This window comes from Nonomuraea sp. NPDC049684, assembly GCF_044465345.1.
Lineage (GTDB): Bacteria > Actinomycetota > Actinomycetes > Streptosporangiales > Streptosporangiaceae > Nonomuraea.
Genome location: NZ_JBITLO010000002.1, coordinates 108,028 through 119,546, shown reverse-complemented (window position 1 = coordinate 119,546; position 11,519 = coordinate 108,028). Strand labels below are relative to the sequence as shown.

General features: G+C 73.5%; 11 protein-coding genes and 1 tRNA gene. 5 read left to right on the top strand and 7 right to left on the bottom strand.

What is annotated here, in order from left to right; genetic code table 11:
- Window positions 1-82 precede the first annotated feature (82 nt).
- Together ACIBST_RS06280 and ACIBST_RS06275 are read left to right on the top strand one after the other, a co-directional pair.
- Window positions 83-1,723, top strand: a complete 1,641-nt coding sequence (locus tag ACIBST_RS06280) for a toxin glutamine deamidase domain-containing protein (protein ID WP_397169580.1) — start codon at window positions 83-85, stop codon at window positions 1,721-1,723.
- Entirely contained in the window at window positions 1,720-1,989 is a 270-nt protein-coding gene (locus ACIBST_RS06275; RefSeq protein ID WP_352350138.1) for a hypothetical protein, read from the top strand. Before ACIBST_RS06280 ends, ACIBST_RS06275 begins: the two co-directional genes overlap by 4 nt.
- A gap of 217 nt (window positions 1,990-2,206) precedes the next feature.
- On the opposite strand, the gene ACIBST_RS06270 is transcribed toward ACIBST_RS06275, so the two are convergent.
- From ACIBST_RS06270 to bcp, 6 genes are all read right to left on the bottom strand, one after another.
- Entirely contained in the window at window positions 2,207-4,696 is a 2,490-nt protein-coding gene (locus tag ACIBST_RS06270) for an ABC transporter permease (RefSeq protein ID WP_397169578.1), read from the bottom strand.
- A gap of 1 nt (window position 4,697) precedes the next feature.
- Window positions 4,698-5,450 carry an ABC transporter ATP-binding protein gene (locus tag ACIBST_RS06265; RefSeq protein ID WP_397169576.1) on the bottom strand — a complete coding sequence of 251 codons (753 nt, stop codon included), beginning with the start codon at window positions 5,448-5,450 and terminating at the stop codon, window positions 4,698-4,700.
- A 107-nt stretch (window positions 5,451-5,557) separates the two neighbouring features.
- A complete protein-coding gene (locus ACIBST_RS06260; protein ID WP_397169574.1) occupies window positions 5,558-6,208 on the bottom strand; it encodes a response regulator transcription factor in 651 nt (216 codons plus the stop codon).
- Window positions 6,208-7,377 (bottom strand): sensor histidine kinase, encoded by a 1,170-nt coding sequence (locus ACIBST_RS06255; RefSeq protein ID WP_397169572.1) that lies wholly within the window; start codon window positions 7,375-7,377, stop codon window positions 6,208-6,210. Before ACIBST_RS06255 ends, ACIBST_RS06260 begins: the two co-directional genes overlap by 1 nt.
- A 244-nt stretch (window positions 7,378-7,621) precedes the next feature.
- A tRNA-Leu gene (locus ACIBST_RS06250) sits at window positions 7,622-7,704 on the bottom strand.
- Window positions 7,705-7,863: 159 nt separating this feature from the next.
- Entirely contained in the window at window positions 7,864-8,337 is a 474-nt protein-coding gene (bcp, locus tag ACIBST_RS06245) for a thioredoxin-dependent thiol peroxidase (protein WP_397169570.1), read from the bottom strand.
- Window positions 8,338-8,488: 151 nt separating this feature from the next.
- On the opposite strand from bcp, the gene ACIBST_RS06240 reads away from it, so the two are divergent.
- Window positions 8,489-8,821: a DUF3618 domain-containing protein gene (locus tag ACIBST_RS06240; protein ID WP_189648887.1), complete on the top strand. Its 333-nt coding sequence runs from the start codon at window positions 8,489-8,491 to the stop codon at window positions 8,819-8,821.
- Between the two features lie 25 nt (window positions 8,822-8,846).
- On the opposite strand, the gene ACIBST_RS06235 is transcribed toward ACIBST_RS06240, so the two are convergent.
- On the bottom strand, window positions 8,847-10,040 hold the full coding sequence (locus tag ACIBST_RS06235; protein ID WP_397169568.1) for an amino acid deaminase/aldolase: 1,194 nt from the start codon (window positions 10,038-10,040) through the stop codon (window positions 8,847-8,849).
- Between the two features lie 185 nt (window positions 10,041-10,225).
- Here ACIBST_RS06235 and ACIBST_RS06230 point away from each other — a divergent pair, with 185 nt between their 5' ends.
- Both ACIBST_RS06230 and ACIBST_RS06225 read left to right on the top strand, forming a co-directional pair.
- Window positions 10,226-10,807 carry a DUF6286 domain-containing protein gene (locus ACIBST_RS06230; protein WP_397169566.1) on the top strand — a complete coding sequence of 194 codons (582 nt, stop codon included), beginning with the start codon at window positions 10,226-10,228 and terminating at the stop codon, window positions 10,805-10,807.
- Window positions 10,807-11,319, top strand: coding sequence for a hypothetical protein (locus ACIBST_RS06225; protein WP_397169565.1), 513 nt, complete (start codon window positions 10,807-10,809; stop codon window positions 11,317-11,319). The genes ACIBST_RS06230 and ACIBST_RS06225 overlap by 1 nt, the downstream gene beginning before the upstream one ends.
- Window positions 11,320-11,519 lie beyond the last annotated feature (200 nt).

The window sequence follows — 11,519 nt, the reverse complement described above, 5'->3', positions numbered from 1 at the left end:
ACGGATAATCTTCCCCACTTCCCCCTCTCGGACGTGACGGCGGCCCTACGATCGGTCGTCCAAGCAGGACAGGAGGCAGGACGTGGTCCGCGAACGCAAGTCGAGCGTCCGAGGGGTCCTTCCGGAGGGGCAGTACAACCCGGTGGTGGGAGAGGGGGTCCGGTGGCTCGACTACGAACGCGCCGCCGAGGACGTCCCCGGCGAAGCGCCCGCCACGACCGAGGTCCCCTCCTCCCGTGAGGGCTCGGCCCCCTTAACGCCCGCCGCCTCCAGCGCCCCCGACGAGGAGCCGCCGCCGCCACCCGGCCTCCGTACGCAGGCCCCTGCCCCCTCCCATCCGTCCCCCCGGCCCGCCGCGGCCCCCGCGCCCGGTGTGGCCTCCGCTCTGGACGTGCTCACCGGTCTCGCCACCCGCCCGGCCCCGGCCCGCACCGATTCGCCGTACGGCCTGACGTTCAGCCTGAACACCCTCAACCGCCTCGCCGCCACCCTCCCGGACGGACGGGAGGACGCGCGCTCCGGCTTGCCGGCGGGCGTGCCGGACGGCACTGCGCCGCCTTCCACCGAGCCGTCCGGCTCCGACGGTGACGCGGCGAGCGGTGAGCCGGCCGGCACAGAGGCGCCGAACGCCGGGGAGGCGCACGTCGGCACGTCCGGCCACGCGGAGGGACGTCCTGACGCGCCCGGCGACCGGGAGCTCCCGGAGGCGGAGGCGTCGCGCACGACGGCTCACGCGGCCCGCGATCCGCACGGAGCCGCACCCGCACCGGCCGCCCCGCCCGACATCGGCCTGAACGGAGCCGCCCCGCAGGCAGGCGCGGCCCGCGGGAGCGCCCTGCGGGAAGCCGCCCCGGAGGCGGAAAGCCTGCGTGCGGTCAGTACGGACAAGGGGAGCCTGCGCGCGGCCGGTCCGGAGGCGGGGGAGTTCCCAGGGGGCGGGAGCGGTGGGCCGGAGAGGCCCGGGGGCGCGGTGACACGGGGTTTCGGGGCGGCGGTCAGCGGGATGCGGCGGCTGGAGTTCGGGGAGAGTGACGGGGCCCGCGGCGCGGACGGACGGCATCCGCTGGAGGCCCGGATCGACCGGGCGAGGAACCGGGCCACCGTCGACTGGTTCGAGGGCGAGCGGCGGCCGCCGAGGCTGGCCGACAGCCGGCCGTACGGGCTGCCCGGCGGGCTGGCACAGCCGGACCCGCAGGTGGAACGGGAGCTGAGGCAGGCGCTGGAGCCCGGCGTCCGGTTCCCCGACCCGCGTGGCACCTGGGTCCGGCTGATCAACGGCGGCGGCCCGGCGGACGACCCGTTCCGGGCCTCCAACGCCGCCGACTGCGCCCTGGCCGTGCTGTCCACCTGGCACGGCGAGCCCGCCACCGCCGCCCCCCGGCTCCCCGAGTACGACGGGATCGGCCGGCCGCTGCTCACCGGCGAGAAGGGCGGCGCGGCCCGGATCGAGCGGTGGACGGGACAGCGGTTCCAGTACGCGGGCCAGGGGCGGCACGCCTACCCCATGATCGCCCGGCGGCTGCTGGAGGCCGGGCACGGCGCGAGCGCGGTCATCGTGGTGCGCTGGCCGGGCGGCGGGTCGCACGTCTGGAACGCGGTCAACTCCGGCAGCGAGGTGATCTGGATCGACGCCCAGCGCGGGCACATGTCGGTCGAGCCGCCGTACGCGACGGTGACGGGGGTGTTCTGCATGATCCTCGACCGGCAGGGGCGGCCGCGATGAACATGGACCAGGCCAGGGCGCTGGCGGAGGAGTACGTCAACGGGACGCGCCCGCCGGACGAGCCGCTGTCGGTGGGCCTGTACGGCTTCCACGACGGGTACGTCGCCTGGATCCGGGAGCTCGACCCCGACGACCCCACCACCCTGCCGGACACGATCGGCGGGGCGTGCATCGTGATCGACAAGGCGTCCGGGGAGGTCGTGGTGCGGCCGCTGCTGGATCCGGAGACCGTCGCCGAGCTGTGGCCCGGTCGCACCCCGCGCTGACCGCGTGACGCACCCGGCGGGGCCGGGCGCCGCCCCCATGGGACGCCCGACCTGGCGACACGTGCCAGGCCGCACCTCCCGTGGGGGGCCCGGCCCGGCGGCACGTGTGTGGCCGCGCGGCCTCGGCGTCCCCCACGACACCTGTCCCATGAGGCCGCGCAGCCCCTGCACGCACCCTCTATCCTGATTTTTCGCTTTTATTCGCTTTTATCAGGGATTACCCCGTAGCCAGCGAGCCGACGATCGACGCCCTGGCCGCCCGCCGGGCCGGCACCACGGCGGCCAGCACGCCCGCCAGCCCCGAGAGCACCACGAACAGCGCGATCTGCCCGATGGGCGCGGAGAAGACCGCCCCCGGCAGCATCGCCCGTACCGCGGCCCAGCCGAACACGCCGCCGAGCACCACGCCGACCAGCGCCCCGATCAGGCCGAGCAGCAGCGCCTCGACCGAGAGCATCCGCCGCAGCTGCGGCCGGGTCAGCCCGAGCGCCCGCAGCAGCGCCGACTCCCTGGTGCGCTCGTGCACCGACAACGACAGGGTGTTGGCGATGCCGAGCAGCGAGATCAGGATCGCCAGCCCGAGCAGCCCGGTCACGATCATGAGCAGCATGTCCAGGGTCTCGTCGAACTGCCCGCGCACCTCGGTCGAGCTGGCCATCTGGACGGTGGGATGGGCCGCGATGGCGGCCCTGACCACCTCGCGGGCCTGGTCGGTCGCGACGCCGTCGCGGATGTTGATCATCACGCGGGCGTCGGGCACCTGGTCGTAGTAGGTGTCGAACGGCCGCTCGGCGACGGTGAGCGGCGGCAGGGTGGAGTTCGTCCCGGCCAGGACGGCGACCACCTTCAGCGGCACGGACCCGGCCAGCTCGGTCCTGACGGTGACCGTGTCGCCGACCTTGACGCCCAGGGCGGAGGCCGCGTAGTCGAGCAGCGCGACCTGCCCGGCCGACAGGCCCGCCATCGAGCCGGACAGCACCTCGGGGGCGAGGGTCCCGTGGTAGGTGCCGATGTCGAAGCGCCGGTCGCCCACCTTGCCCGGTGTCTCGCGGACCTGCAGCACCGAGGCCAGCTCGGGCCGGCCGCGCAGCTTCTCGGCCACCGACCTGGGCACGCCGCTGTCCTGCACCTGGCCGGTCAGCATGTAGTCGACCGGGAACTGCTCGTCGAGCTTGTTCCACACGGTCAGCCGGGTGGAGGCGCTGAGCACCGAGATCAGCGTCATCAGCGTGACGCCGATGGTGAGCGCGACCGTGGTGGTCGCGGCGCGCCGGGGGTTGCGGGCCGAGTTGTCCAGGGCCAGGCGTCCGGGCACGCCGAACAGCTTGGCCGGGATCCAGCCCACCACCGCGCTCAGCGGCCCGACCAGCACCGGCCCGAGGATCAGCACGGCCAGGAAGACCAGCGCGCCGCCGGCCATCACGACGAACAGCGTGCTCGTCTCGCCCGCCGGCAGCCCCGCCACGCCGAACGCGGTCAGGCCCGCGCCGCCCAGCAGGAACAGCCCCGCGAACACCGAGCGCAGCAGGCCGGTGCGGAAGTCCTGCTCCTCCGGCTGGGCGCGCAGCGCCGCGACCGGCGGCACGCGGGTGGCCGCCCGCGCGGGCAGCAGGGCCGCGAACAGGGTGACCACCAGGCCGACGGCCAGGCCGATCCCGATGGTGGCCGGCGTCAGCGCGACCGCCGCGTCCGTGGGCATGGGGGCGTCGAACGCGGCCAGCAGCGTCAGCGCGAGCACCGCCAGCCCGTAACCGGCCAGCAGGCCGAGCGCGGAGGCGAGCAGCCCGACCGCGATCGATTCCAGCACGATCGAGCCGAACACCTGCCCGCGTGTCGCGCCGATGCAGCGCAGCAGCGCCATCTCCCGGGTGCGCTGGGCGACCAGGATGGTGAAGGTGTTGTAGATGACCAGCGCGGCCACCATCATCGCCACCGCCCCGAACAGCAGCAGGCCGATGGTCAGCGTGCGCATCGACAGCCCGGCCGCGGCCGCCAGGTCGTCGGCCAGCTCCGCGCCGGACTTGACCTCGTACGCCTCGCCGAGGGCCGCGGCCACGGCCTGCTTCAGCCCGGGGGCCGAGCCGGCGACGTCGATCTCGCGGTAGCCCTTGGCGCCGGTCATGCGCTGCGCGGTGGCCGCGGTGAAGCCGACCGCGCCGGTGAAGGAGAGCTCCTGGTCCACCCCCGGGTCGAGCAGGCCGACCAGCCGGAACTGGTGGCGGGCCTGCTTGCGGTCGAGCACGGTGATCGTGTCGCCGAGCCGCAGGCCCTGCGACTTCGCGGTGTTCTTGTCCAGCACGGCCGCCTGGTCGTCGGTGCCAGGGCCGGTGCCCGCGACGATCGAGACGCGGTCCAGCGGGCCGGGGACGATGGACAGGGCCGTGGTCGGGCTGCTGCCGACCGCCCTCCCGTCCTTGCCGAGCAGCGGCGCGGGGTCGCGGATCAGGCCCTGCGCCTCGGTCACTCCGGCCAGGGCACGCACCCGTTCCAGGGCCTTCTCCGGCAGCACGTCGTCGCGCTCCTTGGGCAGGACGGCCACGTCCACCTTGTCGGCGTCGGCGGTGACGCGCTGGGAGAAGCCTGCCTGGATGGTGTCGTTCAGCACGAACGTGCCCGCGATGAAGCCCACCCCGAGCGTGATCGCCAGCGAGGTGAGCAGCAGCCTGAGCGTGTGCGCGCGCAGCCCGGCCAGCGCCGTCTTCAGCACCTCAGCCCTCCAGCTTCACGAGGGTGTCCAGGACGGCCTGCGGCGACGGCGAGGTGATCTCGGTGACCAGCTCGCCGTCGCGCAGGAACACCACCCGGTCGGCGTAGGCCGCCGCGACGGGGTCATGGGTGACCATGACGATGGTCTGGCCGAGCTCGCGGACCGAGGTGCGCAGGAAGGACAGGATCTCCGAGCCGCTGCGCGAGTCCAGGTTGCCCGTGGGCTCGTCGGCGAAGATCACCTGCGGCTTGCTGATCAGTGCCCTGGCCACGGCCACGCGCTGCTGCTGGCCGCCGGACAGCTCGGTAGGCCGGTGCGCGAGCCGGTCGCGCAGCCCGACGGTGTCGATGACCCGGGCGAACAGCTCCTCGTCCGCCTGCCGGGCGGCGATGTCCAGGGGCAGCCTGATGTTCTGCTCGGCGGTCAGCGTGGGCAGCAGGTTGAACGCCTGGAAGATGAAGCCGATCCGCTCCCGGCGCAGCAGCGTGAGCTGCCGGTCGGCCAGGCCGGTCAGCTCGACGTCGCCGATGTGCACCGTGCCCGAGGTGGCGGTGTCCAGGCCGGCCAGGCAGTGCATGAGCGTGGACTTCCCGGAGCCGGAAGGGCCCATGATCGCCGTGAAGGCGCCGGTGGCGAAGGCCACGTCCACGCCGCGAAGGGCGTGGACCTGGGCGTCGCCCTGGCCGTACACCTTGGTCAGGGCCTTGGCCACCACCGCGGGCGGTGCCGCGCGCCAGGACTCGGTGAGGGTCACTTTCACTCCTTGTCGCAATTTCTCGTCGCGACCAACGTTAGGAGTGGAAATTTCAGGAATTGTGGGCCCTGAGGAGGGACTTCGTGTAGGACCTCAGACGACCCCCGTCAGCCTTTCGGCCGATGCGAGGGCACGACGAGCCCAGCCTCGTACGCGTACACGACCACCTGGGCCCGGTCCCGCAGCCCCAGCTTGGCCAGCACCCGGCCGAGATGCGTCTTCACCGTGGCCTCGGCGACCTCCAGGCGGCCCGCGATCTCCATGTTCGACAGGCCGCGGGCCACCATGAGCAGCACCTCCCGCTCGCGCGGGGTCAGCTCGGTCGCCGCAGGCAGCTCCTCCACCGGCAACTGGGCGGCGAAGCGGTCCAGCATCCGGCGCAGCGTGCGCGGCGAGACCACGGCGTCGCCCGCGTGCACCTGCCTGATGGCGTTGACCAGGTCGGCGGGCGGCACGTCCTTCAGCAGGAACCCGGCCGCGCCCGCCTTGATCGCGGCCAGGGCGTACTCGTCGAGGTCGAACGTGGTCAGGATGAGCACCTTCGGCCCGTCGATGCGCCTGGTCGCCTCGACGCCGTCCATGCGCGGCATGCGGACGTCCATGAGCACGACGTCCACCTCGACGCGGTCCAGCAGCTCCAGGGCCGTGACGCCGTCGGCGGCCTCGGCCACCACGTCGACGTCGGGCTGGGCGCCGAGCACCATCCGGAACCCGGCCCGCAGCAGCTCCTGGTCGTCGACCAGCATCACCCTGATCATCACGCCGCCCTGGCCGTCGGGAGGCGGGCCAGCACCTCGAAGCCGCCGCCGGTCAGCGGGCCGGCCGAGACCGCGCCGCCGTACATGCCGACGCGTTCGCGCATGCCGATCAGGCCGTGCCCGTCGGGGCTGCGCGGCGCGGCCGCCCCCCGGCCGTCGTCGGTCACCCGGACGACCAGCTCGGGCCCGCCGTAGTCGATCTCGACCCGCGCCTGGACGTGCGGGCCGCCGTGCTTGAGCGCGTTCGTCAGCGCCTCCTGGACGATGCGGTAGACGGCGAGCTGCTGCCCTTCGGGAAGGTCGCCGGGCACGCCGCCGATCCGCAGGCTGGCGGGCACGCCGGCACCGCGTACCAGCTCCTCGAGCTGGCCCAGGCCGGGCTGCGGGGTGTAGTCGGTGCCGTCGTCCTCGTTCTCGCGCAGCACGCCGACCATCCTGCGCATCTCGGCCAGGGCCGCCCGCCCGGTCTTGGAGATGTTCCGTACGGCCAGCCGGGCCTGCTCGGGATCGCTGTCGAGGGCGAAGCCCGCGCCGTCGGCCTGCACCACCATCACGCTGACATTGTGCGCCACCACGTCGTGCAACTCCCTGGCGATCCTCGTCCGCTCGGCCGCCGCGGCCATCCTGGCCTGCTGGTCGCGTTCGCGTTCGGCCCGCTCGGCGCGCTCCTCCAGCCCTTCGAGGTAGCGGCGGCGGGTGTTGGCGTACAGGCCGGCCAGCCAGATGGTGACGACGAAGATCGAGCCGCTGAAGAACATGCCGAAGGTGGCGACCGACCAGTTCACCAGCGCCAGGAAGATGCCCAGCTCGGCCACCAGCCCGGCGGCCAGCGCCCACCGGAACGCGCACTCGGAGGCGACCGTCCACAGCGCCACCATGACCGCGAGGTTGGCGGGCAGCGGGTCGACGTGGGCCAGCCACTGCCCGAAGGAGGCCAGCGAGATCACCGCGTACGCCGCCAGCGGCCTGCGCCGCCACAGCAGCGGCGCGATCAGCAGCACCGAGAGCGCGACGTAGCCCGCCACGCCCAGGTACCGGCTGCCCGGCGCCGGGGTGAGCGAGGCGTAGGGGATCGCCAGAAGCAAGCTGAAGACGGCGAGGGGGGCGACCCGCAGGACGCTCACCAGCCCGCCGTGGCGCCTCGACCACGCCCGTACCCTGCCGAACACATCATCACGATATGTACGCCAGGCCGGGGGTTTGTCCGCCTGGAGGGGGAAGTCCGCGTACGACCCAGGTCTTACATGGGTCTTACGGAGGACCAGGCATGGTGGTACACGGGAGCGCCCCTCGTGGGCGAGTAAAGGGAGATCGTGATGGCGGATCATGATCGAGACGCGGGTCGCGCGGTGAAGAGGAAGCACCGCGCGACCCGGCCCCCCCGGACGGCGCGGCCCGCGCGGCCGCCGCGTGTGCGGGCGGGGGGACTCGAACCCCCACAGTGTCTCCACCAACAGGACCTAAACCTGCCGCGTATGCCATTTCGCCACGCCCGCGATCCCGCCGAGGCGGGCTGGGAACAGCTTAGCGCTCCGGCCGTGACCGGGCAGCCTTCCACGACGACCGCAGGCCCCTGACGGCGGGCCCCTGACAGCGGGTCCCTGACTGGCGGGCCCTGGCAGCGGGCCCCTGACGGCGGGGCCCGCGAGCCGGGGTCAGGCCAGGCCGAGCTTCTTCTTGAGCGAGGCCACGTGGCCGGTGGCCTTCACGTTGTAGAGCGCCTGCTCGATCTTGCCGTCGGCGTCGATGACGAACGTCGAGCGGATCACGCCGATCATCTCCTTGCCGTAGAGCTTCTTCGGGCCGTACGCGCCGTAGGCCTGGTGGACGGCGAGCTCCGGGTCCGACAGCAAGGGGAAGGTCAGGGCGTCGCGGGCGACGAACTTGGCCAGCTTCTCCGGCTTGTCCTTCGACACGCCGAGGACGACGAAACCCTCGCCGGTCAACTGGCTGAGGTTGTCGCGGAAGTCGCAGGCCTGCTTGGTGCAGCCGGGCGTCATGGCGGCGGGGTAGAAATAGAGGATCACCCTCTTGCCGCGCAGGCTGTCGAGGGAGACGGCGCCGCCGTCGGCGGTGGGTAGCGTGAACTCGGGCGCGGCGTCGCCGGGCGCGAGCTTGGTCTCTGTCATGGGCCCTCCTGAGTTCCTCCGGCAAACCTACCGGCCCGGCCGCTGTGCCGTACGGCGCGCCGACCTGACAGACTGATCACGACCAGAACGGACGGAGCTCGCGACGGACAACGTAGCGGGCGCGACCACGCGTACGGTCGAAAGGAGAGCCATGGCTGACACCGATCCCGACGAGTTGGAGCGGCGGATCGCGCGTACGCGCGCGGAGTTGGCGCAGACGGTCGACGCCATCGCCGACCGGGTGAGCCCCAAGCGGGTCGCCGAGCGTACGGTCGCCGATGTCAAGAGCCGGGCGGGCCACTTCGTGGCGTCCGTGGGGGACGCCCTCGGGGTGACCGCCCGCCCGGTCGACTACGGCGACAAGCCCGAAGGGGTGTGGGAGGACGAGCAGCCCAACCTGGCGCCGGTGCTCATCGGCGTCGGCGCGGTGCTGGTCGTCGGCGCCGCGATCGTGCTGTTCCGGCGCAGGCGCCGCCGCCGCTGAGCGCGGGCCGGGGCCGGGGCCGTCGTCACAGGAACGTCCGGCCCTCGCCCCGGTACGTCGGCACCGACTCGGCGAGGGTGTCGCCGTCCACGAGGTGGAGGGTGTCGAAGCGCTCGCACATCTCGCCCGCCTTGGCGTGCCGGAACCACACCCGGTCCCCGACCCGCAGCTCCTGGGCCGCCTGGCCCAGCAGCGGGGTCTGCACCTCGCCCGCGCCCTCGTCCTGCGCGTACCGCAGGCCGGCGGGCAGGTACGGCTGCGGCAGCCGGCTCGGCCCGGGAGGGCCGGAGGCGAGGTAGCCGCCGCCCAGCACCGTCACCGTGTCCGGGCCGGGCCGGCGGACGACCGGCAGCGCGAACAGGGCCGCAGGACGCCCGGTGAAACGCCGGTAGAAGTCGAACAGCCGCGGGTGGAAGAAGCCCGATCCGGCGGCGACCTCCGTGACCGCCTTCTCCCTGACGGTCGTCTCGATCGAGCCGGTGCCGCCGCCGTTGACGAACTCCAGGTCGGCGACCTGGCGCACGGCGTTCACGACGCGGCCGCGGCGGAGGATCAGCTCGCGGGCCGAGCGGGCCTGCATGACCCGCACGACGCGGGCGAAGGCGGCGTTGCCCGGCGGGGCGTCGCCCACCCCGGCGATCTGCGCCTCGTAGGCCATGAGCCCCACCAGGCGCAGCCCCGGGCGCTTGGCGATGGCCGTGGCCAGGTCGGCGGCCTCGTGGGGCTCGCGCACGGGGGAGCGGAGCGCGCCGGCCCTGAACCTGCCGCCGAGGGCGACGTAGCCGGCGTCCAGGTCGAGGGAGAGCCGCAGCTCGGCCCTGGGATGCACGCCCGACACGGCCTTGTCGACGAAGTCGAGCTGCTCGCGGGAGTCGACGGTGATCGCGATCTCGGCGGCGGCCCGCGGGTCGGCGGCCAGGGCGCGCAGCGCCTGCCGGTCGGCCGTGGGGTAGGCGACCAGGATGTCGGTGAAGCCCTGTCCGGCCAGCCACAGGGCCTCGGGGAGGGTGAAGGCCATGATGCCGCGGAAGCCGTCCATGGCCAGGATGCGTTCGAGGACCGGGCGGCTGCGCACGGACTTGCTCGCCACCCGGATCGGCTTGCCGGCGGCGCGGCGTACCAGGTCGGCCGCGTTGGCCCGCATGGCCGCCAGGTCGAGGATCGCGAAGGGCGGTTCGAGCGCGGCGGTGGCGCGGTCGTAGCGCCGGCGGTCATCCATGTCAGCAGGGTAACGGCATATCGGGCGAATGAATATGAGTGGGGTTCATATTCATTGGCGGAGCGGGGGAGAGGTTCACTTTCCTTGGTGCGGCCGTAATGATCGGGCAAACGGGCGGCGAGGGCGCGGTCGCGGCCCCCGCGGATCCATGTACGTCTGTCGTTGTGATGACCACGCTTCAGCAGATGGTGCCCGCAGCCATCACCGCCCAGCACCACACCGGGCTGCGCCGGGCGAGAAGGGCGCTCAGACCGGCGCGCACGCTGCCCGGCGCGCTCGTCGCGCTCGTCTCGGCGGCCGTGCTCGGCGCGACGACCGCCGAGGTGGTGACGTCGCTGCTCGGCAAGCCGCTGGGCTGGGTCCCGGTCGACGAGGCGGTCGAGCTGGCCGGCGCGCGGACGTGGCCGCAGGTCTCCTCGGCCGCGCTGCTCACCGCCGGGGCCGGGCTGCTGATGCTGCTGCTCGCGATCGTGCCGGGACGGTCCAGGACGGTCCCGGTCGAGACGTCCGACCCGCTGATCGTCATCGGCATCACCCGCGCCGGGCTGCGTCGCACCCTGCGCGCGGCCGCCCAGAAGGTGAACGGCGTGGACCGGGCCCGGGTGCGGCTGCGCCGGCGGACCATCGAGGTCACCGTCGTGACCGGGCCGGAGAGCTCGGGCGCGATGCTCCGGCAGGTCGGCACGGCGGTCGGCGACCGGCTGGCCGGCGTCGGCACGCTCGGCACCGGCGAGGTCGTCGTCCGGCTGCGCAGGAAGGGCGTGTGATGCGGCAGTACACGGGCAACCGCGTCGGCCTGGCCCTGGTCGGCCTCGCCCTGCTCGCCGTGGGCGGCTACGGCTGGCTGCGCGGCCGGGGCCTGCTGTTCGACCTGCCGCGCAACGCCAAGGTGCTGCCCGCCGAGTTCGCCCGCACGCTGGCCGCGGACCCCTGGACGTTGTGGCTGCTGGCCTTCGCCATGCTGATCCTGGCCATGCTCGCCGTGCGCTGGCTGCTGCTCAGCCTGGGCTGGGGCCGCCGGGGCGCGGCCAGCGGCACCGGCACGGCGATGCTGTGCGTGGGCCTCAAGGGCGTGGACGGCCTGGGCCGGGCGGGCGTACGGGTCGCCGACAACGGCCTGCGCGTCGCCCTGACCTGCCCCTCCGACGCGGACGTCGGCGCGGTGGTGACCAAGCTCGACCAGGACATCGTCGGCCGCATCCGCCGCGAGGTGCGCGACGACGAGACGCCTGCGGTCGTCCGCGTGCACGTCCGCCGCCAACCGGCCGAGCGCCGCTGACCAGTCAACCGGCTGCTCGTAGCTGAAGGAAGAAGGCGCGACTCGGCGCCTTCGTCGTCGAACCCGATCGGGAGGTCGTCATTCACCGCATCATCGGCGCGTTCGCCGCCGCAACCCTCGCCCTCGCGCTCGCCGCGCCCGCCGCCCACGCGGCGACGGGCGACGGCTTTCCGCTGATCCCCTGCAAGATCGGGGAAGAC